Source organism: Streptomyces sp. ATCC 21386, from assembly GCF_018728545.1.
Lineage (GTDB): Bacteria > Actinomycetota > Actinomycetes > Streptomycetales > Streptomycetaceae > Streptomyces.
The window spans coordinates 5,788,882-5,811,424 of sequence record NZ_JAAVVL010000001.1 but is presented as its reverse complement, the minus strand read 5'-3'; the positions used below and the strand labels follow the sequence as shown (position 1 = coordinate 5,811,424).

At 73.0% G+C, this 22,543-nt stretch carries 17 protein-coding genes and 1 pseudogene; 7 read left to right on the top strand and 11 right to left on the bottom strand.

Features of this window, described 5'->3' with window-relative positions; genetic code table 11:
* Positions 1-67: 67 nt before the first annotated feature.
* Positions 68-1,813, bottom strand: a complete 1,746-nt coding sequence (locus GWK25_RS24950; RefSeq protein WP_215453121.1) for an acyl-CoA dehydrogenase — start codon at positions 1,811-1,813, stop codon at positions 68-70.
* Entirely contained in the window at positions 1,810-2,763 is a 954-nt protein-coding gene (locus tag GWK25_RS24945) for an aromatase/cyclase (protein WP_215453119.1), read from the bottom strand. The genes GWK25_RS24950 and GWK25_RS24945 overlap by 4 nt, the downstream gene beginning before the upstream one ends.
* A gap of 456 nt (positions 2,764-3,219) precedes the next feature.
* On the opposite strand from GWK25_RS24945, the gene GWK25_RS24940 reads away from it, so the two are divergent.
* Positions 3,220-3,468: a DUF6059 family protein gene (locus GWK25_RS24940; protein ID WP_215453116.1), complete on the top strand. Its 249-nt coding sequence runs from the start codon at positions 3,220-3,222 to the stop codon at positions 3,466-3,468.
* 319 nt (positions 3,469-3,787) lie between these two features.
* Here the strand turns inward: GWK25_RS24940 and GWK25_RS24935 are convergent, their stop codons facing one another.
* The 4 genes from GWK25_RS24935 to GWK25_RS24920 all read right to left on the bottom strand — a co-directional run bounded on the left by GWK25_RS24935 (position 3,788) and on the right by GWK25_RS24920 (position 8,509).
* Positions 3,788-5,056 carry a beta-ketoacyl synthase N-terminal-like domain-containing protein gene (locus tag GWK25_RS24935; RefSeq protein ID WP_215457558.1) on the bottom strand — a complete coding sequence of 423 codons (1,269 nt, stop codon included), beginning with the start codon at positions 5,054-5,056 and terminating at the stop codon, positions 3,788-3,790.
* A gap of 2 nt (positions 5,057-5,058) precedes the next feature.
* The gene (locus GWK25_RS24930) at positions 5,059-6,330 is read right to left on the bottom strand and encodes a beta-ketoacyl synthase (protein ID WP_215453114.1); all 1,272 of its coding nucleotides are present in this window, start codon (positions 6,328-6,330) and stop codon (positions 5,059-5,061) included.
* A complete protein-coding gene (locus GWK25_RS24925) occupies positions 6,327-7,109 on the bottom strand; it encodes a thioesterase II family protein (RefSeq protein ID WP_215453113.1) in 783 nt (260 codons plus the stop codon). The genes GWK25_RS24930 and GWK25_RS24925 overlap by 4 nt, the downstream gene beginning before the upstream one ends.
* 578 nt (positions 7,110-7,687) lie before the next feature.
* On the bottom strand, positions 7,688-8,509 hold the full coding sequence (locus GWK25_RS24920) for an AfsR/SARP family transcriptional regulator (RefSeq protein WP_215453112.1): 822 nt from the start codon (positions 8,507-8,509) through the stop codon (positions 7,688-7,690).
* A gap of 744 nt (positions 8,510-9,253) precedes the next feature.
* Between GWK25_RS24920 and GWK25_RS44335 the strand changes: the two genes are divergently transcribed.
* Positions 9,254-10,435, top strand: coding sequence for an AfsR/SARP family transcriptional regulator (locus GWK25_RS44335; protein WP_286014547.1), 1,182 nt, complete (start codon positions 9,254-9,256; stop codon positions 10,433-10,435).
* 281 nt (positions 10,436-10,716) lie between these two features.
* Here GWK25_RS44335 and GWK25_RS24910 read toward each other — a convergent pair whose 3' ends face one another.
* The 5 genes from GWK25_RS24910 to GWK25_RS24890 form a co-directional block, all read right to left on the bottom strand.
* A complete protein-coding gene (locus GWK25_RS24910; RefSeq protein WP_215453111.1) occupies positions 10,717-11,562 on the bottom strand; it encodes an AfsR/SARP family transcriptional regulator in 846 nt (281 codons plus the stop codon).
* A gap of 294 nt (positions 11,563-11,856) precedes the next feature.
* Entirely contained in the window at positions 11,857-12,465 is a 609-nt protein-coding gene (locus GWK25_RS24905) for a ScbR family autoregulator-binding transcription factor (RefSeq protein WP_215453110.1), read from the bottom strand.
* 11 nt (positions 12,466-12,476) lie between these two features.
* On the bottom strand, positions 12,477-14,069 hold the full coding sequence (locus GWK25_RS24900; protein WP_215453109.1) for an acyl-CoA carboxylase subunit beta: 1,593 nt from the start codon (positions 14,067-14,069) through the stop codon (positions 12,477-12,479).
* A 111-nt stretch (positions 14,070-14,180) separates the two neighbouring features.
* A complete protein-coding gene (locus tag GWK25_RS24895) occupies positions 14,181-14,375 on the bottom strand; it encodes an acyl-CoA carboxylase epsilon subunit (RefSeq protein WP_215453107.1) in 195 nt (64 codons plus the stop codon).
* Between the two features lie 735 nt (positions 14,376-15,110).
* Positions 15,111-16,340, bottom strand: a complete 1,230-nt coding sequence (locus GWK25_RS24890) for a cytochrome P450 (RefSeq protein WP_215453105.1) — start codon at positions 16,338-16,340, stop codon at positions 15,111-15,113.
* 1,185 nt (positions 16,341-17,525) lie between these two features.
* On the opposite strand from GWK25_RS24890, the pseudogene GWK25_RS44820 reads away from it, so the two are divergent.
* The 5 genes and pseudogenes from GWK25_RS44820 to GWK25_RS24865 all read left to right on the top strand — a co-directional run.
* A pseudogene (locus GWK25_RS44820) lies at positions 17,526-18,020 on the top strand (ABC transporter ATP-binding protein); the annotation flags it as partial.
* A gap of 336 nt (positions 18,021-18,356) precedes the next feature.
* Positions 18,357-19,145: an ABC transporter ATP-binding protein gene (locus GWK25_RS44815; protein WP_215457557.1), complete on the top strand. Its 789-nt coding sequence runs from the start codon at positions 18,357-18,359 to the stop codon at positions 19,143-19,145.
* Complete coding sequence (locus GWK25_RS24875; RefSeq protein ID WP_215453103.1) at positions 19,142-20,032, top strand: branched-chain amino acid ABC transporter permease; 891 nt, start codon at positions 19,142-19,144, stop codon at positions 20,030-20,032. The genes GWK25_RS44815 and GWK25_RS24875 overlap by 4 nt, the downstream gene beginning before the upstream one ends.
* Complete coding sequence (locus GWK25_RS24870) at positions 20,025-21,194, top strand: branched-chain amino acid ABC transporter permease (protein ID WP_308404310.1); 1,170 nt, start codon at positions 20,025-20,027, stop codon at positions 21,192-21,194. The genes GWK25_RS24875 and GWK25_RS24870 overlap by 8 nt, the downstream gene beginning before the upstream one ends.
* Positions 21,191-22,450 (top strand): ABC transporter substrate-binding protein, encoded by a 1,260-nt coding sequence (locus GWK25_RS24865; RefSeq protein WP_215453100.1) that lies wholly within the window; start codon positions 21,191-21,193, stop codon positions 22,448-22,450. Before GWK25_RS24870 ends, GWK25_RS24865 begins: the two co-directional genes overlap by 4 nt.
* The last annotated feature ends 93 nt before the right edge of the window (positions 22,451-22,543 follow it).

Below are 22,543 nucleotides of genomic sequence, written 5' to 3'. Positions count from 1 at the left end.
GGTGTCCCGTCGTGCCGGCCTGTCGCGCCGGCGCAGCGGGCGGGCGCCGGGGCGGGCCGGTGGGGGGTCAGCCGGCCAGCTGGGTGGCGTACAGGTCCAGGCTGCGTCTGTCGCGGCAGCGCTGCAGCAGTTCGGCCAGGACGGTGTGTTCGGCCTGGGCCGGTACGTCGGGGACGTCGGCGCCGAGTCTGCGGCCGATGCGGCCGAGGGCGAGCACCGCCCAGGCGGGGTCGGCCAGGAAGGCGTCGCTTCCGTCCTGGTGCTCGAAGACACCCAGGCAGGCCGCCGCGGCCAGGACGAGGGCGTAGCGGTCGGCCAGGGCGCAGGCCTGCGGGTCGAAGGCGGTGCCGTCGGCGGCCGGCAGGTCCGCGCACCGGGTGCGCAGCACCTTCAGCTCCTGGACGAAGGCCCGTGCCAGGGCGGACAGGGCCCGCTCCAGCGGGCCGCCTGCGGTCCGGGCGGAGAGCCGTTCGGCGGCGCCGATCAGGGACGCGGTGAGCAGGTCGTCGGTGCCGAAGTGCGCGAGCCGGCGGTGGTCGAAGACGGGCAGCGGGGCGCCGGGGGTGAACAGGGCGGCGGGCGGTTCGGCGGAGCGGAACCATGTCGTACGGGCCAGGGTGGGCAGCTGGGGCACGAGCACCGCCTGGCACACGGCTGTGCCCGAGTGCCCGAGTCCGGCCACCGGCAGGTCGCGGGCGAGTTTCTGGAAGCCGCCGTAGAGCGGGCCGCGGTCGTAGCCGCGGGCGCCGAGCACGGCGGCGAGCTCTTCGAGGTTCTCGCGCAGCAGGTCCGGCATCGTGTACTTGACGGCCGCGGCCAGGAGATAGGCGTCCTCGGGCAGGAGGCTGAGCGCGCGCAGTCCGGTGACGGCCATCGCGTCGCAGGCCAGCAGGTCGGCGAAGACGCCGGCGAGCGCGCGTTGCCGGCGGCGCGAGGGCCGGCCCTCGGGGCGGTTGACGGTGGCCGCGCGGACGGCCTGGCGCAGGACGCTGTCCACGCCGGCCAGGACGGTGCCGGGGATGAGGCAGTGGCTGATCTGGAAGCTGCGCAGCGCCAGCGACACCCCGTCGCCGACCTCGCCGACCACGGCGGTGGCGGGCACGGGCACGTCGAGGAGCTGCAGTCCGCAAAAACGCGCTCCGCGCATGCCGGGTGTGTGGATGCGTTCCAGGCGCCGTATCTGTCCGCCGGCCGGCGGTTCGGGTCCCAGCAGCAGCACCGAGTGGCTGTCGGGGCCGTCCTGGGCGCGGGTGCGGGCGTAGGCGACGAAGGTGTCGGTGCGGTCGGCGTTGATGACGGCGTCCTTGCGGCCGTTGAGGAGGAACCCGCCGCCGGGGGCGGGCACGGCGCGCAGTTCGTGCCGGAGGATGGCGTTGGCGTGCGCCACCTCGCGGTGCACGATCGAGATCCGTCCGCCGCCGTTGAGGACCTGGGCCAGGGTGCGGCGCTGGGCGTCGTCGCCGGCGGTCCACACGGCGGAGGCCGCGAACAGCGAGGTGATGCCGAAGCCGTAGCCGAGCGCCAGGTCACGGCGGAACAGCGGGCGCAGGATGCGTGCCAGCCGTTCCAGGTCGCTGAGGTGCCCGCCGAGGTCGGCGGGGACGAACTCGGCGGCCAGGCCCGCCTGGGCGAGCAGGGTCTCGGTGGCCTCGGGCACTTCGCGGGCGTCGTCGGCGCGCAGCAGTGCCAGGTGGCCGTGGGGGTTGGCGGGGTCGAAGGGGTCTGCGAGCGCGGCCTCCAGGCGGGCGGCCCGCTCGGGTTCCCCGCCGCGGGGTGCGGTGGGGGCGGCGGCCTGCTGTCGGGGTGTGGTCACAGGACACGCACCGCGTCGGCGGCGTGCTGGGTGGCGTACTGCAGCACCAGCAGTCCTGCCTGTCCGATCCTCTCGCGCACGTGCCGGGCGGCCTGTGCGGTGTCGGTGTCGGGGCCCAGGACGGCCGGGACGGCGCGCTCGTCGAGGAGGATGTTGTGCCGGGCGGTGAGGTGGACGCCGCTCTCGTCGGGTTCGAGCAGCCATTCGCCGGTGTGCGCGGCCAGCAGGGGTGAGGTGCGGGTCTGCTTGTAGACGATCCGGCCGGCGCCGGGGAAGCAGATCCGCACCGACTCCGTCTCGTGGGCGGTGCCGTCGACGGTGAGGCTGCCCATCGACATCACCTGCACGCCGGGGGCCTTCTCGCGGACCTCCAGGGTGCGTACGTGCGGCAGTTCGGCGGGCCAGGAACGGGCCCGGTAGAGGAAGTCGAAGATCAGCTCGGCGGGTGCCCGGACGTGCACGGTGTCCTCGAAGGACAGGGTGAGCTCGTCCAGCCGCCTCCAGTGCTCGGCCATGAAGGCCAGCCGGTCGAGCTGGGCGCGGCTGTTGGCGGCGGTGACCTCGTGCACCCAGGCCACGTCGGCGGGCGTGTCGTCGGCGACGGTGAAGCTGTGCTCCAGGGTCACCCGGCAGCCGTCGCCGAGCGGTTGGACGGTCCACAGGCCGCTCATGGAGGTCAGGGGGGCCTCGGGCAGGTCCTGGGTGAACTCAACGCGCAGGGCGGAGACGTCCAGGTGGCGGCTGGAGACCCAGGAGCTGACCTTCTCCCCCGCGACGGCCCACAGGCGCAGCCGCTCCCGGCTGCCGTCGAAGTCCAGTTGCTCCACGTGGACGCACGGGGGGAAGAACAGCGGCCATTGCGTGGCGTCGGCGATCAGCCCGTACAGCACGCCGGCCGGGGCCGAGGCGGTCACATCGCTGACGGCACGGTGCACTCGCGGTTCGGGCATCGTCCACACCCTTCGTTGTTCGAGGCGGCGTCGCCGCCGCGCCGGCAGGAGGTTTTCCCCGGCTGTGTCTGTGGCCCGTGCGGCGGTCCCGCGCGGCACGGGCGGCATCCGGAAAGAGGGGTGGCCCCTGGTCTCGGCGTTGTCGGCGGCCGTTGCTTCGACCCTGTCCGGAACCGCTCGTGATGCGCCCGTGCCCGGCTCGATCGGTGCTGGAGCCCGGCCGCTACGGCGCCGCCCGCCCGCTGCCCGCCCGGTGCGGGGGGGGGCGTGGCGGGCGGCGGGCCGCCACCAGGGCGGTGCGCGCCGGCGCGCTCCGCGCCGGGCAGCGGGCGGGCGTGGGGTGCCGGGGTGCCGGGTGTGCGGCGCCGTCTGCCGCTCCAGCGGGAGGCGGCGGGCGCTCGAGGGCCGCGGCGGACGGTGGCCACCTGACGGAGCGAGGAGCGAGGAGGCCCCGCGGTGAAGCTGCTGCGTCCCTGCCTGCGTCTGGTGCGGGGTCTGTGGGACGGTCTGGTGGTCTACGGGCTGCTGTCGGTGTGCGGTGAGACGTCGGCGTACCAGGCCGCGGCCCGCCGGGCGCCGCTGCGGGGCCTGCCGCCGGGCCATCCCGAGCGCGTGCGCGCCGATCTGCCCCTGTCTGCCCTGGAGCGCCGCCTGGCCCGCGAGCTGGCGGATGCCAGGCCCGGTCACCGGGGGCGCCGCCCCTAGGGCTGCCGCGCGCCCTCCCGCGCGGTGCCGCCGTGTCCGCGGTGCCGCCGTGTCCGCGGTGCCGCCGTGTCCGCGGTGCCGCCGTGTCCGCGGTGCCGCCGTGTCCGCGGTGCCGCCGTGGAGGGTGCTGCGGTGGCGGGTGTTGCGGTGGCGGGTGTTGCGGTGGCGGGTGTTGCGGTGGCGGGGTGCGGGGTGTGTCGGCGTCGGCCGGGGTCTGCGGGGAAGCGCGTGGTGGGTGGGGAGGTCCTGGCCGCTCCCCTGCCACCCCCCTGCCCCCCTTTTTTTGGGTGCTGTGAGGGCGGGCGGGGCGGGGCTGGTCTCAGGCGCCGGGGGCTTTGAGTACGGCTGCGGCGTTGAAGCCGCCGCGGCCTCGGGCCAGGACCAGGGCGGTGCGCAGGCCGGGCCGGGGGCGGGGGCGGTCCAGGACGAGGTCGAGGGGGCAGTCGGGGGCGGGGGGCCCGGTGCCGGTGGTGGGCGGGATGACCTCGTCGCGCAGGGCGAGCAGGGCTGCCGCCAGGTCCAGGGAGGAGCCTCCGGCCGCCAGGCGGCCGGTCATCGTCTTGGGCACGGTGACGGGCACCCCGTAGGGCCCGAACAGTGCGCACAGCGCGGCGCTCTCGGCGAGGTCGCCGGCCCGTTCGCCCGCGCCGTCGGCGAAGACCACGTCGATGTCTCCCGGTGTGAGCCGTGCGTCGGTGAGGGCGAGTTGGGCGGCTTCTTGCAGCCGGGGGGTGTGGGGGCCGTCGAAGGTGGCGGCGCAGCCGGCGACGGTGCCGTAGCCGGCTGTGCCGCGGGCGGCGGCGGCTTCGGCGTCCTCCAGGACGAGCAGGGCCCCGCCCTCCCCGACCAGATGGCCGTCGGCGGCGGCGTCGAAGGGCCGGTAGGCGCGCAGCGGGTCGGGGGTGGGGCTCATGCGGCCGTCGGCCAGGTGGGCCGCCCAGCCCCACGGGCACAGGGTGGAGTCGATGCCGCCGGTGACCATCAGCTGGGCGCCGTCGCGGATGCGGCGCCGGGCGCGGGCCAGGGCGTCGATGCCGCCGGCCTGTTCGCTGATGATGGTGGAGCCGGTGCCGCGCAGCTGGTGGCGGATGGCGATCTGTCCGGGGCCGGCGCCGTGGAAGAAGCCGGAGGACTGGTAGACGCTGACGCTGCGGGCGCCCGTGCCCCACAGTGCGGCCAGCCCGCGCTGGCCGAACTCGGTGCCGCCCGCGGAGCTGGCGGTGATCACGCCGGCGGTGCGGCCGGGCAGGCCTGCGGGGTCGGCGCCGCAGTCGCTGAGGGCTTCGCGGGCCGCGCAGAGCATCAGGCGGGTGGCGCGGTCGGTCTCGGGCAGCAGTCTGCTGGGGACGTGGTCGGCGTCGACGAAGTCGCCGATCTCGCCGGCCAGGCGTACCGGGTAGCGGGTGGCGTCGAAGCGGGTGAGTGTTTTGATGCCGCTGCGGCCGTGCAGCACGGCCTGCCACCAGGCGTTCGTGCCCAGTCCGTTGGGGGCGGTGACGCCGATGCCGGTGACCAGGACGTCGGCGGGGCGGTCGGGGCCGGGGCGGGTGGGGGCTGTGCGGGGGCCGGCGGCGGTGTTTGGGTGCATCGTCACACCGCCTGCTTCAGCTGCGGCTGGGTCAGGACGGTGGCGCTGTGGAAGCCGCCGAAGCCGCTGGCGACGCTGAGGACCGTGCTGGTGCGCATCTGGCGGGCGATCAGCGGGGTGTAGTCGAGGTCGCAGGTGGGGTCCGGTCGGCGCAGGTTGGCCGTGGGCGGGACGGTGTCGTGCCGGATGGCCAGCGCGCTGGCCACCACGTCCAGGGCGCCGGCCGCGCCGAGGGCGTGTCCGATCATCGACTTGATGGAGCTGATGGGGATGGAGCGGGCGTGTTCGCCCAGGCCGGCTTTGATGGCGTGGGTCTCGTGGCGGTCGTTGGGGCGGGTGCCGGCGCCGTGGGCGTTGACGTACTCGACGTCGACGGGGTTGAGGCGGGCCTCGTCAAGGGCGGCGCGGATGGCGGCGGCCATCTCCTGTCCGCCCGGGCGCAGTCCGGTCATGTGGTGGGCGCTGTTGAGGGCGGCGTATCCGGACAGTTCGGCGTAGGCGCGGGCGCCGCGGCGGCGGGCGTGTTCGAGTTCTTCCAGGACGACGACGGCGGCGCCCTCGCCGAGGACGAATCCGTCGCGGGTGCGGTCGAAGGGGCGGCAGGCGGTGGTCGGGTCGTCGTTGCGGGGGCTGGTGAGCCGCATGCGGTCGAAGCAGGCCATGGTGATCGGGGAGATGGGTGCTTCGGCGCCGCCGGCGACGACGATGTCGGCGCTGCCCTCGCGGATCAGGTCGGCGCCGTGCCCGATGGCGTCCAGGCCGGAGGTGCAGCCGCTGGAGACGAGGCCGACGGGGCCCTGGGCGCCGACGTCGCGGGCGACGACGGCCGCCAGCGAGCTGGGGACGATGTAGTCGTAGAGGAAGGCGCCGGCTCTGGTGTGGTCCACCGTCCAGGTGCTGCCGAAGTCGCTGAGGATGGCGTACTGGGTGGCCATGGCGGTGGTGCAGCCGATCGCGCTGCCCAGGCTCACCCCGGTGCGCAGCGCCCGGGCGTCCGTGGCGTCGCCGAGCCCGCTGTCGGCGATCGCCTCGCGTGCGCTGACCAGTGCGAACTGGGCGACGCGGTCGAGGCGTTCGGTGTCGGCGAGGGTGAAGCCGTGGGCGGCGGGGTCGAAGTCGACCTCGGCGGCGACCTGGGAGCGGTAGCCGGAGGCGTCGAAGAGGGTGATGCCGCGGGTGGCGGTGCGCCCGGAGGTGAGCAGCGACCAGAAGTCGGCGGCGCCGATGGCGCTGGGGGCGACGACCCCGAGGCCGGTGATGACGACGCGTTTCATCGCCGGCCCCTCGTCGCGGTGGCGGCCAGGCGGTCGCGGCAGGCGCGGGCGACCAGGTGCGGCAGGTCGGGGGAATCGGCGAAGAAGTGGTCGCCGGTGACGGTGTGGCTGACGACGGGGCCGGTGGTCCAGCGCTGCCAGTGGGCGAGTGTTGCGGGTTCGGTCAGCGGGTCGTCGCTGCCGGCGAAGACCAGCACCGGGCAGGTGACGGGGCCGCCGGTGGCCGGGTGGAGGGCGGCGGCGCGCAGGGAGGCGGCCAGGCGCAGGTCGTCGCGGAGCACGGGCAGCACGCTGCGCCGCCACAGCCCGCCCGGCCGGGCGGAGGTTCCGCTGGGCAGGGAGCCGAGGGTCTCCAGCAGGGGCAGCAGGTCGGTGTCGGGCAGGTCGGCGGCGCCCACCAGGGCGGTGCTGGTGTGCGGGGGCGGGCAGGCACCGACGGCGAGCAGCAGCGGCGGCGGGGCCTGGGCGTCGGCCAGGGCCCGGGTGAGGGTGTAGGCGACGAGGGCGCCCAGGCTGTGCCCGTACAGCGCGTAGGGGCCGCGGCGGGCCGCGGTCAGCAGGTCGGGCAGCAGGTCGGCCAGGAGGGCGGCGCGGTCGGTGATGCGTGGCTCTCGCCGGCGGTTCTCGCGGCCGGGCAGCGGCAGGGGTGTCACTTGGACGGCTGTCCCGGCCGCCGCGGGCCAGCGCCGGTAGCTGGCCACGCCCGCGCCGGCGTGGGCGAGGCAGTAGAGCCTGAACCGCCCCTCGCCCGCCCCGTCGTCTCGCGTCCGGGAAGCCATCGCTCGCCCTCCTGAGAATTGAGGTCCTGTGCCGCGCAGGGCTCTGCTGCGGCCTTCTCGCGGTCGGCGGTGCCTGCCCCGTGCTCGCGCCGCGCCTGACAGAGCCTGACGCGTGCGACTCGGGCGGCGCTCGACCGGCACCGGCCCTGTCCGCGGGCCCCCGCCCCCTCGGTGCGCGTGCCGTCCTGCCGGCGGCCCGGCCGGCTCGGTGCGCGTGCCGTCCTGCCCGGCGGCCTGGCCGGCTCGGTGTGCGTGCCGTTCTGCCCGGCGGCCTGGCCGGCTCGGTGTGCGTGCCGTTCTGCCCGGCGGCCTGGCCGGCTCGGTGCGCGTGCCGTCCTGCCCGGCGGCCTGGCCGGCTCGGTGCGCGTGCCGTCCTGCCCGGCGGCCTGGCCGGCTCGGTGCGCGTGCCGTCCTGCCCGGCGGCCTGGCCGGCTCGGTGCGCGTGCCGTCCTGCCCGGCGGCCTGGCCGGCTCGGTGTGCGTGTTGTTCTGCCCGGCCTGGTCGTCTCGGTGTCGCGGGTTCGCGGGTGGGCGTTGGTGCGGTCCGGGCGGGTGGCGGTGGCCGGCGGTTGTGCGGGCTCAGGCGGCGTACAGGTCGAAGGTGGAGGTGCGCCGGGGGCCGGCCAGGACGTCCAGGTGCGGGTCCACGGCGAGCATGGCCTGGTGCATGCGCTGCAGTTGGGGGGAGGGTTCCACGCCGAGTTCGTCGATGAGGCGCTGGCGCAGCCGGCGGTAGACGTCCAGCGCGGCGGCCTGCCGGCCGGAGCGGTAGAGCGCCAGCATGGCCTGTGAGTGCAGCCCTTCGTGCTGGGGGTGACGGGCGATGAGGTGGGTGAGTTCGGCGATGAGTTCGACGTGCCGGCCGAGTCTGAGGTCGGCGTCGATGCGGCGTTCCTGGGCGACCAGGCGGCTCTGGTCCAGGCGCATGACCTCGATCTCGAGGATGGGTCCGACGCGGACGTCGACGAGGGCGGGGCCGTCCCACAGCTGCAGTGCCTCGCGCAGGAGTGCGGCGGAGCGTTCGTCCTGGCCGTCCTCGAAGGCCTGCCGGCCTTCGGTGAGGAGCCGCTCGTAGCGGTGGACGTCGACGGACTCGGCCGGTATCTGCAGCAGGTAGCCGCCGTAGCGGGTGGCCAGGACGTCCTTGGCGGTGCCCGGGGCGCCGGGGCCCATGGCGGTGCCGAGCATGCGGCGCAGCTGGAGGATGTACGTCTGGAGCGTGGTGAGCGAGCTCTGCGGCAGGTTGGTGCCCCAGATCTCCTCCATGAGGGTGGGCACGGGCACGACCCGGCCGGGGTAGAGCGCCAGCAGGGCCAGGATCTGGCGGGGCTTGCCCGCGGTCGGAACGATCGACATTCCATTGACGTCGGCATTCAACGTGCCCAGAACTTTTATCTCCATGATTCCTCCGAGCCGGGGCGTCCTTCGGTTGCGCGTTCGGTTTTCAACTCTGTGAATAGTGTCCTGCCGCGGCGGCTTTTGTCATTGCCGACAGGCACAGGCTAGAGGAACCTGATCTTCTTTTGAGCCGCTCGCCAGGGGGGCTCGAGAATTTCTTGAGTCTTTTTGCAGTCGGATCGTCCACCTGTGCTGATGTCCGGCTGATAAACCGCTGACATGGCGTTTTCGGGGTGCCTGGGCGGGGGCGGGCCCCTGTCGCGCGGGCGGCGGGTGCTGTTAGTTTTCCGGCCATGGCGAAGGAAGCTTGAGGCGCCGGTCCCGGTCGGGGTGCGGGTCCGGTCGCCCGGGGGGTGCTGAGCCGTCTCGCGAAGCCGGCCGGGGTCCGCGCCCCCGGCTCCGCCGGCTTCGGCGCCAGGCGGGAGGGGTGCGAGTTCTTGCCAGCCGTGCCCGGCGGGAGGCTTGCGGCCCTGCCGGGTGTCCGCGGTCGCCGCATCCTGCGGGCGGGCTTTCCGGTCCGGGGATGCAGGCGGCCTGAGGTCCTCTCGAGGAATCCTTCACGGGCCCCTGGAAACGGGTGGTGAATCCGGCGCGGTGACGGCCGGGCGACTAGCTTCACCCGAGGAAGAAAGCCCCCGGCGTATTGTCTCCGAGAAATTTTCCCGGGATCGTTCCCGGTGGGTGATCCGGCCGCCCTCACTCCGGGTCCGGCCGTCTTTTTCGCTGGTTTTCTCGGGGCAGGACTAGATGGAATTTCAGGTTCTCGGTTCGGTCCAGGTCCACGACGAGCGCCGCGGTGTCCCGGTCGTGCCCATGGGCGCGAAGCAGCGTGCGCTGCTGGGCACCCTGGTGGTGCGGGCCGGCCATCTGGTGCCCACCGAGCTTCTCGTCGACGAGCTGTGGGGCGGGCATCCGCCGGCGAACGCGGCCAATGCCCTGCAGGCCCATGTGGGCCGGCTGCGGCGGCTGCTGCCGGGGGGAGCGCCGGGCCCGGGCGAGCGGCATCACGAGTTCCTGGTGACCCGGCCCCTGGGCTATGTGCTCAGTCTGGGCCGCGCCGAGACGGACGTGCGGCGCTTTCGCCGTCTGGCGCAGCAGGGGCGGGCGCTGGCCGGCGCCGACCCGGCCGGCGCGGCCGAGGTGCTGCGCCGGGGCCTGGCGCTGTGGCGCGGCCCGGCCCTGCAGGGCAGCGGGCACGGCGCGGTCTGCTCGGGTGAGGCGGCGCTGCTGGAGGAGATGCGGCTGACCGCTCTGGAGCGGCTGTACGAGGCCGAGGTGCGCACCGGGCGCTGCCAGGAGATCACCGGCGAGCTGGAGGAGCTGACGGCCGCTCACCCGCTGCGGGAACGCTTCTACGAGCTGCTGATGAGCGCGCTGCACCGCTGCGGCCGGCAGGCGGAAGCGCTGGGCACCTACGACCGGGCCCGCCGCGCTCTCGTGCACGACCTGGGCATCGAACCGGGCCCGGCACTGCGGGGCTGCCTGGAGACGATCCTGCGCCAGGACCCCTGGCCCCCTCCCCCTCCCCCGGCCCTGTCACCGCCGGCGGCACACGCCCCCGCGGCGCCCGCGGCCGGCGAGGGCGGGCATCCGGCGGGCGGGTGTCCGGGGGGCGACGGGCTCGGGGTACGGGCGTTGCACGAGGAGCTGCTCCACCTGCGCGGCCAGGTCGAGCGCCTGAGCCGTGAACAGCGGGTTCTGGCCGAGCGCCTGGACCGGGCGGACCGCGCGGGCGGAGACCGCGCGGACCGGGTGGACCGCATGGCCCGGGCCGACCGCACGGACGGGGCGGACGGGGCGGACGGCGGGGAGGGGGTTCCCGGGGTGGACGGCGGGGAGGGGGTGGACGGGGCGGGCCGCGTGGACCTCATGGCCCGTGTGGAGGGGGTCGTCCCCCGGGTGGACGGGGCGCGGGCGGTGGGCCGTTAGAGCGCCGGCGTCCCGGTGGGCCGGTGAGCACGCTGGGCCGGATGAGCCAGTGGGCCGGGTGGGCCGGTGAGGCCCTGGGGCCGATCAGACCGGTGAGCCGCTGTGGCCGATGAGGGCGGCGGGCCGCTGTGGCCGGTAGGCGGTGTGGCCGGTAGGCGGTGTGGCCGATGAGGGCGGCGGGCCGCTGTGGCCGGTAGGGCGGTGTGGCTGGGGTGGGGGTTGGGGGTGTGTCGGTGGTGCCGGGGGTGGCGCCGCGGGGTGCGGCGCCGCCGGGAGGTGTCTCAGCGGCCTGCCAGTTCGGGGCCGCGGGTCATGAGGCGGGCTCCGGCGGCGCCGGCGCCGGCGGGGGGTGCCGGCTCGGGGCGGGCCATGAGGACCGCGCGCTGGAGGCGGCTGAGCGCTGTGGAGGGTTCCAGGCCCAGCTCGGCCACGAGGGTGGCACGCAGCCGCTGGTAGACGCTCAGTGCCTCGCCGCGCCGGCCGGAGCGGTGCAGTGCCAGCATGAACTGGCCGTGCAGGCTCTCGTGCATGCGGTACTGCTTGACCAGTACCGTCAGTTCCGACAGCAGCTCCCGGTGGCGGCCCAGCCGCAGATCGGCCTCGATGCGCTGGTCCAGCGCGCACAGCCGCGACTCCTCCAGGCGCCGGATCTCCATGTCGGTCCGGGAGCCGGCCTGGATGTCGGTGAGCACCTGGCCGTTCCACAGCGAGAGCGCGTCGGCCAGACGGCGCGCGGCCGCGGTGTAGTCCTCGGCGTCCATGGCCCGGTAGCCCGCCCCGGCGCGCCGCTCGAACTCCCGGAAGTCCACCGTGCCGCCCCGGCTCTGAAGGCGGTAGCCGCCGGGGACGGTGGTCAGGACGTCCTTGGCGGTGCAGCGTTCGTTCTCCTCGTGCGCCAGCGCCTCGGCGATCAGCTCGCGCAGCTGCAGCACGTACGTCTGCAGGGTGGTGCGCGCGCTGCGCGGGGGCTTTTGGCCCCACAGTTCCTCGATGAGGGTGGCGACGGAGACCACCTGGTCGGCGTTGAGCGCGAGGAGGGCGAGGACCTGCCGCGGCTTGGGCGCCGTCGGGACGACCGACACTCCGTTCTCGCGCACCGACAGCGCACCCAGCACTTCGATGTCCACGTTCTCCCCCTGGAGTCAGGCTTCAGGACCGATGCATCTCGACCTGTGACTCCATAAAAAAACAGCACAGTCGGTTTGTCAATACCAGACTCGCTTTACTGTTTATAAGGATCATCCGGCCACACCCGAGGAAATGATCACGCCAGAGAGGGCGATCCGGCACCAGAGCCGCCACTAAAGCCTGCCCAATGGGGGCATTTCCACTGCGGAAGATCGCGGTGGTTGACCTTTGAATCAGACCGTCGAGACTGTTCGGTGCTGTTGAAGCGTAGAGAAAAAGACCGTGGAGTCGGGTTAGTGGGTGCCGCTGGGCTTGAGGGCGGGGAGCAGGTCCCTGGTGGCCAGCGTGGGCAGCAGCAGGTCCCAGAACCTGGCGACGGTCTGCCGGGAGAGCCAGTGCTCCTCGCGCCGGGCGAGCACCTCCAGTCCCGCGGTGGTGGCCACCACGGCGGTGGCCACGGCCAGGGTGGAGACGTCCGTGCGCAGCTCGCCGGCGCTGTCGGCCCGTTCGAGCAGGTGCTCGACCCAGTGCTGCCAGTGCCCGCAGACGTCGGCGGGCGGTTCACGGCCGGCGTCCCGGCCCAGTTCGAACCCCGCGCGCAGCACGACGTCGGCGCGCAGCTGGCGGGCGAGCCGGTGGGTGGTGTCCACGAGGTTCTGCAGGCTGCCGGCGGCGGGCGGCTGGTCCACGATGTCGCGCAGGCGCAGGGCCGCCGCGTCCGCGACCGCTTCGGCCAGCGCGGTCTTGCTGGCGAAGTGGAAGTGCAGGGCGCCGTTGCTCACCCCGGCCCGTGCGCTGATGGTGGTGAGCGAGGCGACCGCGTACCCCTCCCGGTCGAAGACCTCGGCCGCGGATCTGATCAGCTTCTGCCTGGTTCGCGCCGCCCTTTCCTGTTTGACCATCGCGTGCTCCGTTACTGAGGGGGGTTGCCGTGCTTGCGCGAGGGGAGGTCCGCGTGCTTGGTGCGGAGCATGGCCAGGGAGTCGATCAGCACCTGGCGGGTCCCGGCGGGGTCGATGACGTCGTCGACCAGGCCGCGCTCGGCCGCGTAGTAGGGGTGCATCAGCTCGGCCTTGTACTCCTTGACCATGCGCTCCCGCATCGCCTCGGGGTCCTCGGCCTCGGCGATCCGGCGGCGGAAGATGACGTTGGCGGCGCCCTCGGCGCCCATGACGGCGATCTCGTTGGTGGGCCAGGCGTAGGTGAGGTCGGCGCCGATGGACTGGGAGTCCATGACGATGTAGGCGCCGCCGTAGGCCTTGCGCAGGATCAGCGAGATCCGGGGCACGGTGGCGTTGCAGTAGGCGTAGAGCAGTTTCGCGCCGTGGCGGATGATCCCTTCGTGCTCCTGGCCGACGCCGGGCAGGAAGCCGGGCACGTCCACGAGAGTGATGACCGGGATGTTGAAGGCGTCGCACATCTGCACGAAGCGGGCGGCCTTCTCGCTGGCCTCGATGTCCAGGACGCCCGCCAGGGACTGCGGCTGGTTGGCGACGATGCCGACGACCTGGCCGCCGAGGCGGGCCAGGGCGCAGATGATGTTGCGGGCCCAGCGCTCGTGGACCTGCAGAAAGTCGCCGTCGTCGACGATCTCCCCGATGACCTCGGTCATGTCGTAGGGCCGGTTGCCGTCGGCCGGGACCAGGTCGAGCAGCCTCTGCGAGGTCCGGGCGGGAGGATCGGTGCACGGCACGCACGGGGGGAACTCGCGGTTGTTCTGCGGGAGCATCGACAGCAGGTAGCGCACCTCGGCGATGCAGGTCTCCTCGTCGTCGTAGGCGAAGTGCGCCACGCCGGAGGTCTCGGCGTGCACGTCCGCGCCGCCCAGGCCGTTCTGGGTGATCTCCTCGCCGGTGACCGCCTTGACGACGTCCGGGCCGGTGATGAACATCTGCGAGGTCTCGCGGACCATGAACACGAAGTCGGTCAGGGCCGGGCTGTAGGCCGCGCCGCCCGCACACGGGCCCAGCATCACACTGATCTGCGGGATGACGCCCGAGGCCCGGGTGTTGCGCTGGAAGATGCCGCCGTAGCCGGCCAGCGCCGAGACACCCTCCTGGATCCGGGCGCCCGCGCCGTCGTTGAGCGAGACCAGCGGGGCACCGGCCGCGACGGCCATGTCCATGATCTTGTGGATCTTCGTGGCGTGGGCCTCGCCCAGCGCCCCGCCGAAGATCCGGAAGTCGTGCGCGTAGACGAAGACCGTACGGCCCTCCACCGTGCCCCAGCCGGTGACCACACCGTCGGTGTACGGCTTCCTGGCCTCCAGGCCGAACCCGGTGGCCCGGTGCCGGCGCAGCTGCTCGACCTCGCTGAAGGAGCCCGGGTCCAGCAGCAGCCCGATGCGCTCGCGGGCGGTCAGCTTGCCCTTGGCGTGCTGCGCCTCGGTCGCCTTCCGGCCGGGGCCGGCCAGCGCCTCGGCCCGCACCATCTCCAGCTCGGCCACCCGCTCGCGCGCGCTCGCCGTGTCCGCCGAGACCCGGGGAAGGTCATTGAGGACCGTCATGGGACAACTCCCTCCTCGCGGTGCGGCCAACAACACACCAGTCAAAGTAACAAACCGTAAGGACGGTTTGTAGGTGGCGCGCACACGAATTTATCATGTGGAATGCCGGCTTCACTGCCAGCTGTACGGAGAGCGGTAGACCCCTCGCGCCTGCTCGGGGCGCCACAGCGGGGACTGGGGCTGCTCGGGGTCGCTTTCCGGGCCCGGCGCGGACAGCAGCGCCGCCAGCACGACGGCGACCGCGGCCAGTTCCTCCCGCGTGGCCCGGCCCCGCTCCACTCGAAGTACGGCGTCCGTGCTGCTCATCGGCCCTCTCCCCCCTTCGTCCCCGTTCCCCGCAACCGTCGGCCACCGGGCTCGAGAACCGCTTCCGGCCCGCTGGAGAGATACCGGCCGGCCGCCGCACCGCCGCAGGGACACGCACCCGGCACCACGGAACCCGGAACCCGCCCGGAACCCGGCGTGGGATTCTGCGGGGGGGTCTGCCGGGGAATCTGCGGGGGAACCGGCCGGGGACATCGGCGCGGGACAGGGATTCTGCCGGGGGAAACTGCGGGGGAATCTGCGGGGGGCTGCTGGGGAATCGGGACGGGAACGGGGACCGGACCTCTCCTGGCGGAGGGCGACCTCCCCCGGGGGGCGTCGGCGGAGGACCAGGACCTCACGCCGGAGGGAGGGCGGGTGCGTGAGACGCACGCCCCCGCCCGTGGCCCCAGGCCCCGCCGTGTTCCCGGGCCGCGGCGAGGTGCGCGCCCGCAGGGACCCGGCGCCCGTCCGCCGCACCGGTGACGTGCGGTCCGCACCCGCCCCCTTGCCCCCCGGGGAGGGCTGAAACAAGCGGGCGTGAGGGGCCGGTTGCGCAGCTCCGGCAGCATCCCGGCAGCGCACGGTGCGGGGTGCGCGGTGCCGGTGCGCGGTGCGGGGTGCGCGGTGCCGGGATGCGGCCGGTGCCGGGATGCCGCCTCTGGCGTGCCCGTCCGGTCCGCGGCCCTGCTGCAGGCGGCCGGGCCGGGCGGGCACGCGAGGGCGCGGGGGTTCGTTTCAGGAGCCGAGCAGCACCGGCAGCGAGCGGTGGCCGTGGAGCATGAAGGTGGGCATCGGCTGGAGCTCGGCCGGGGTGCAGGCCAGGGACAGATCCGGGAAACGCGCGAAGAGTTCGGCGAAGGCGACGCCGGCCTCGATCTCGGCGAGCGGGGCGCCCAGGCACCGGTGCGTTCCGTGGCCGAAGCCGAGGTGAGCCCCGCGCCGCGGGCGCAGCACGTCAAAGCGCGCGGCGTCGGGCCCGTGGCGTTCCGGCTCCAGGCCTCCCCCGTGGAAGGCGACGATGATGGCCTCGCCCTGCTTGATCAGCACCCCGTCCAGGTCGATGTCCTCCACCGCGTACCTCAGGGGGGCGAACGCCGGGGGGGTGTGGACCCGCATGGTCTCCTCGATCACGTCGCTCCAGCCGGCGCGGCCGGCGCGTACGTGATCGAGCTGCTCGGGGTGGGCCAGCAGCGCGGCGACCGCGTTGGTGATCAGGACCGAGGTGGTGTCCTGCCCCGCGGCGATCATCATGAACAGCGTGCCGAGCAGTTCCTCCTCGGACAGGCGGTCCTCCTTGTCCCGGGCCTCGATCAGCGAGGTGGTCAGATCGTCACCGGGCTCCCTGCGCCTGGTCCTGACCAGCTCGGCGAGCAGCTCGTAGGCGCGCAGGCGGGCGGCGCTCACCTCGCCGGCACCGAGGGTGCTGCAGAAGACCGTGCTCAGGGCCGCGCTCAGTTCGTCGGTCGCATCGCCCCGGGGCACTCCGTACAGCTCGCAGATCACCCGCAGCGGCAGCAGATCCGCATAGCAGGTGCGCAGGTCGACCTCGGTCCCCGGCGGGGTGCGGGCCAGGCCGTCGAGGAGCTCGCGCGCGATCCGGCGGACCTTGGGACGCTGCGCCTGCGACCGCCGCGCGGTGAACGCCCCCGCGATCAGCCGGCGCAGCCGGGCATGGTCCCGCCCGTAGGAGAAGAGCATGTTCTCGTTGGCCACCCACGGATACAGCGGCCAGTCCTGCGTGATCCTCCCTTCGATGAACGCCGGCCAGTGCCTGCGCGGATCACGCGAGACACGGTCGTCGGTGAGCAGCCGCTCGACGTACTCCTGGCGCACCACCGACCAGGCCAGGACCCCGCCCGGCAACTCCACCCGCACCGCGGGCCCCCGCTCCCGCAGCATCGCCGCCTCCGCGGCGAGATCCTTGCCCATCACGTCCAGGGCATGCGGACAGACAGTCGTTCTCATCGGCGTTCCCCCCAATGGGCTCGGTCCCCGGTATGTGCCACATGTCCGTGCGCACCGCCGGCCGACCCCGCAGACCCCCCGCCGGCCGCTGCCGAACCCAGGCCCCGCACCGCCAGCCGACGGCCAGTGCATCCTTCCCCTGCAAACCACCGACCCCGGCCAGGCCAGGCCCCTGCCGGACCCAGAGCCCACACCACCAGCCGACAGCCAGTGCATCGTTCTGCTGCAAACCACCGGCCGGCCGCTGCCGGACCCGGGGCCCGCGCCCCCAGCCGACGGCCGGTGCATCGTTCCCCTACGGACCACCGACCCCGGCCAGGCCAGGCCCCCTGCCGGACCCAGGGCCCACACCACCAGCCGACAGCCAGCCAGCCGACAGCCGGTGCTTCGTTCCCCTGCAAACCACCGGCCGGCCGCTGCCAGGGCCAGGGCCCGCGCTGTTCAGCCGACGGCCAGCCAGCCGACGGCCGGTGCATCGTTCCCCTGCAAACCACCGGCCGGCCGCTGCCAGCCCCGGGGCCCGCGCCCCCAGCCGACGGCCAGTCAGCCGACGGCCGGTGCTTCGTTCTCCTGCAAACCACCGGCCGGCCGCTGCCGGACCCGGGCCCGCACCGCCAGCCGATTGGCCGGTGGGCCCGGTGGGGGCGCCGCTCGCCGCAGGACTCGCGGGACGGAGGTGGGGCGCCAGCCGGGCGGCCAGTCCGAGGTCCACGCCCAAGCGATGATGACTGGCCGGCAAGAACGCGGCAGAGCACCGCCGGTACACCGCGGCGCTCCGGGCAGCCGGCCAATCCGCGGACAAGAGGTGCGTCGGCAGGTCGGGCTCCGCCCGCAGAACCGGCAGCCAGTCCTCCCCGAGAAGTGTCAACCGCTCCAGCGGACAACGCCCTTCGGACCCCCGTCCCGACGCCTGGCGACGGCGCGCCGCTGCGAACCACTCCGCCATGCCCGCCGCCTCGGTGAGGCCGGCATCGGTGAAGGCGGCACCGACGTCGACTGTGCCCGGCGCGATGCAGAGACCGTCGCGCAGTCTGCCAAAACCCGCCCAGCCGCCGATCCGTCTCAGTTCCGCTTCCGCCCTCATTTTGATATTAGACAGATGATTGACGTGCGTCACGAAGGCATCTAACTTCTGCCTGACGCCAAGCGCATCAGCCGCGACCTGCCGACGCTCCGCGCCGGGTCGTGAGCCCCTCTCCTCCCTCCCTGACGGAAAGGCCTCTCGTGCCCGATCCACTCCTCACCGCGGACGACCTCGCCGTCGCCTACGACGGCGCCGTTCAGGCACTGCGTGGGGTCTCCCTGCGTGTGGACAGCGGTTCCGTCGTGGCGGTGCTCGGCAGCAACGGCGCCGGCAAGACGACCTTGCTGCGGGCGATCTCCCGCTCGCTGCAGAGCGTCAACGGCGCGATCACCCGGGGCACCATCCATTTCGAGGGCCAGGACCTCGCCCGGCGGGACGCCTCCTGGGTGGTCCGCTCGGGGCTCGTCATGGTCCCCGAAGGACGGCGCATCTTCCGCGACCTCACCGTCGAAGAGAACCTGCGTGCGGGCAGCTCCACCGTCCGCGACAAGCGTGCCCGCGAGGAGGCGTCCGACCGGGTCTTCGACCTCTTCCCTGCCCTCGCGGAACGCCGCGACGCGCGCGGCGGACTGCTCTCCGGCGGCCAGCAGCAGATGCTCGCGATGGGCCGGGCGCTGATGGCGTCGCCCAAGCTGCTGCTGCTCGACGAGCCGTCGCTGGGCCTGGCCCCGCAGATGGTCGAGCAGATCGGCGACATCATTCAGCAGATCCATGCGCAGGGCACCTCGGTACTGCTCATCGAGCAGAACGCCGCGATGGGCCTGCGGGTCGCCGACCACACCTACGTGCTGGAGGTCGGGGCGATAACCGCCGAAGGGCCCTCGGCCGAGCTGGCGGCGACCGACGAGATCCGTGACCGCTACCTCGGCGTGGGCTCCACCTCCCCCCAGCGGACGACCCCGGTAAAGGAACCGGTCGATGTGCCGGTGCACCTGGAGCGCCCGTCGAGAACAGCCCGGCAGTTGCGGGTCGAGGACCTGACCGTCCGCTTCGGCGGTCTCACCGCGCTGTCGGAGGTGTCCTTCACAGTCGAGGCGGGGACGATCCATGCGCTCATCGGCCCCAACGGTGCCGGCAAGTCGACCTGCATCAACGTCCTCGGGGGCGCCTACCGCGCCACCAGCGGCACGGTGCACTACGGCGACGCCACAGTCACCGCCCTGCCGTCGCACAGGATCGCCGACCTCGGTGTCGCCCGCACCTTCCAGAACATCTCACTGTCGCTGGAGGCCACGGTCGAGGACAACCTGCTCGTCGGCCGGCACCGCCTCATGCACTCCGGTACCGCCGCGCAGGCCTTGCGGCTCCCCCGGGCGAGGAAAGAGGAGCGCGCCGAACGCGAGACCGTGCGCCGGATCGCCGCCCTGCTCGGTATCGAGCGACTCCTCGGCCGTGAGGTGCACACCCTCTCGTACGGCGACCGCAAGCGGGTCGAGATGGGCCGCGCGCTCGCGGCCAAGCCCACGCTGCTGCTGCTCGACGAGCCGGTCGCCGGTATGGCCCACGGAGAGTCCATGGCCATGGCGGACGCCATCCGGGCGGTCCAGCAGGAACTGGGGCTGTCCATCCTGCTCGTGGAGCACGACATGCCCTTCGTCATGGGCCTGGCTGAACGGATCACCGTACTCGACTTCGGCAAGTGCATTGCCGAGGGATCACCACAGGACGTACAGCAGGACCCCGAGGTCCTGCGCGCCTACCTCGGAACGGCGGCGGCATGACCTACTTCCTCACCCAGATGGCCAACGGCCTTTCCTACGGTCTGATCCTGGGCCTGATCGCCGTTGGTTTCGTCATCGTCTTCACTTCGACCGGCGTGCTGAACTTCGCGCACGGATCCGTACTCCTGAGCGGCGCGTACATCGTCGCCACGTTGCACGATCCGATCGGCTTCTGGGCGGCAGCCGCCGTCGGCATTCTCGGTGCGGCCGTGCTCGGGGTACTGATCAACGCGGTCCTCGTGCGCAACCTGGCCGAGGCGAATCCCGGGACAGCAGCCATCCTGATGCTCGGGGTCGACATCCTGCTGCTCACCGAGCTCACCCGTCGTATCGGCAACCAAGTGCTTCGCATCGGCGCCCCCTGGGGGGCGGACGTGGTGTCCGTCGGTGGCATCACCCTGCCGACGGGCCGGGTGGTCGCCGCCGGCCTGGCCATCGTTGTGTTCGGCCTTCTCTGGTTCCTGTTCGCGCGCACCGGCGCCGGCGTCGCCATGCGGGCGGCGGCCGCGGACAGCGACACCGCGGAGCTGATGGGTATCCGGCCGTCTCGCACGGGAGCCGCCGGCTGGGCACTGGCCGGAGCACTCGCGGCGGTCGGCGGCATCTTCCTCGCCTCCTTCCCCACGCCCGGCGTGGCGCCTTCTCTCGCGCTCAGTTCCTTCGCCGCCATCCCCGCCTGGGTGCTCGGCGGCTTCGACTCCGTCGTCGGCGCGATCATCAGCGGCCTGATCATCGGTGTCGTCACGGCACTGGCAGTCGGTTACGAAGCCGAACTGCACTTCCTCGGACGCGGCCTGGGCGAGGTCGTGCCTTACGCCGTGATGATCCTCGTCCTGCTCGTGCGGCCGTCGGGGCTGTTCGGCCGTAAGGAGGCCGTCCGTGTCTGACCTCATCCGCCGGGGCCCGGTGGTCCTGGGCCTGCTCGTGGCCCTTTCGCTCCCCCTGCTCCTCGATGACTTCTGGCTGCAGACCGGCCTGTTCGCCATGGCCTCGGTCGTCGGAGCGATCGGTCTCACTCTCCTGGTCGGCGTCGCCGGCCAGCTCTCCCTGGGCCACGCCTTCTTCGCCGCCCTGGGCGCGTACACATACGCCTGGACGGTCGGTGATCCCTCGGGGCGGGAAGCCGGCCTCGGGCTGCCACCGCTCGTCGCACTGGTCCTCGCCGGAGTGGTGGCCGCCGTGGCCGGCGGCCTCTTCAGCCCGATCTCCGGCCGCCTGCGGGGCATCTACCTGGGCCTGGCCACGATCGGGCTGGTCTTCCTCGCCCGGCATCTCATGGTCAACCTCGAGTCGATGACGGGTGGTTTCAACGGCCGGACCGTCGAGCCGTTCTCCGTGCCGGGCTTCAGCTTCAGCAACGCCGACCCGGACTACCTCGCCGTGGCCGGCGTCGAGTTCGGGGGCCTGCACCGGCTCTGGTACCTGTTCCTCGGCATCGCTGTGCTGTCCGCCTGGCTGGGCCGCAACATCCGCGCCGGCCGCACCGGCCGTGCTCTGGCCAACGTCCGCGACAGCGAGGTGGCAGCCGCGGCCATGGGCGTCAACGTGGCCCGGGCCAAGGCCACCGCGTTCGTCATCTCGTCCGCCTACGCTGGGACCGCCGGTGCGCTGATGGCCCTCGCCTACGGCCGGATCGCTCCCGACATCTTCGGCATCCAGCTGTCGATCGACTTCCTGGTGATGATCGTGCTCGGCGGCCTCGGGTCGATCGCGGGCGCCACGGCCGGCGCCGTGTTCGTGGTCGCGCTGCCGCTAATCCTCGCGCAGTACAGCTCCCAGCTGCCGTTCCTCGCCGCTCCGGGCTCCGGAGGACTGGACGCGTCGACCCTGGCCCGGCTGCTCTACGGCGCGGCCATCATCGCCGTCCTGCTCTTCCTGCGCGGCGGCCTGGCCGGCGCCGCGAGCCGCATCCGCCACCGGCGCGCAGCACAGCAGCGCGACACAAGCGGCCCGCCCCCTGTCCCCACACGGTCACCGGATCCGTCCGGCACGACCGAACCCCCACCCTCGCAACCCTCCGTCTCCATCAGCGCTGAGGAGAAGTCATGAGAAACCGGACCCGCACCACGCTGGCCATCGCCGGCTGCTGCATCGCCACGCTCGCCGCGTGCTCCACCCAGAACCCGAACGCCTCCAAAGACGGGGCCAGTGGTCAGGGCGACGTCAAGACGGGCGCCGGTGTCACCGCCGACACGATCACGGTCGGCATGCTCACCGACCTCTCCGGGCCCTTCGCCGCCGGCGCCTCGGTCCAGGTGGCCGAGACGAAGGCGTACTACGAGCAGGTCAACAAGGACGGCGGCGTCTGCGACCGCGACGTGAAGGTGGACGTTCAGGACCACGGCTACGACCCGCAGAAGGCCGTCACGCTCTACCGGAGCATGGCACCGAACGTCGTCGCGCTGCAGCAGGTGCTGGGCGGCCCGACGTCGGCCGCTGTCCTGCCCCTGGCCGAGGCCGACCATCTCTACCTCGGCGGCTTCGGCTGGGCGGGCAACGCCCTGAAGTACGACAACGCCCAGATCCCCGGCACGACCTACAGCGTCGAGTCCGCCAACGCCATCGACTACCTGGTCGACGAGCTCGGAGTGAAGAAGGGCGACAAGGTGGGCGTCGTCTACTTCACCGGGGACTACGGCAACGACTCCTTGGCCGGTGCGGAATATGCGGCCGAAAAGCGCGGCCTCAAGATCGTGCCGCAGGAAGTCACCCCCAAGGACACCGACATGTCCGCTCAGGCGTCGGCGCTGAAGAAGGCCGGGGCGTCGGCGGTGATCCTTGCCGCCGCTCCCCCGCAGCTCGCCTCGCTCGCCGGTGTCCTCGCCTCCCAGAAGGTGAACGTCCCGGTCATCGGTCACGCCCCGACGTTCAACCCGGCCCTGCTGGACAGCCCGGCCGGCCCGGCCCTGATCAAGAACTACTACGCGTTCACCAGCACGGCCCCGTACAGCTCGGACGAGCCGGGGGTCAAGAAGGCCGTGGACCTCTACGAGGCCGCCGCACCCAAGGGGGCGAAGGGCTTTGAGGTGCCGTTGGCGTACGCGCAGGCGGAGCTGCTGACCGATGCCATGAAGGGCGCCTGCGAGGCCGGGAACCTGACCCCGGAGGGTGTCGTGGAAGCGATGCGGAAGACCTCCGACCTCGACCTGGACGGCCTGCTCACCACGTCTCTCGACTACACCGACCCGTCGCAGCCGCCGACGCGCACCGTCTTCATCTCCCGTGCGGACGCCGACACACCGGGCGGTCTCAAGCTGGGCAAGACCTACGAGGGCCCCAGCGGCAAGGGCTACACCTTCAAGTGAGTCCTGCCCCCCGGAGCGAGCAGAGTTCCCAGCTCTCCGTCTCCTACCACCGGCCCGGCGGATCGCGTCACGTTGACCTGCTCCGCCGGGCCA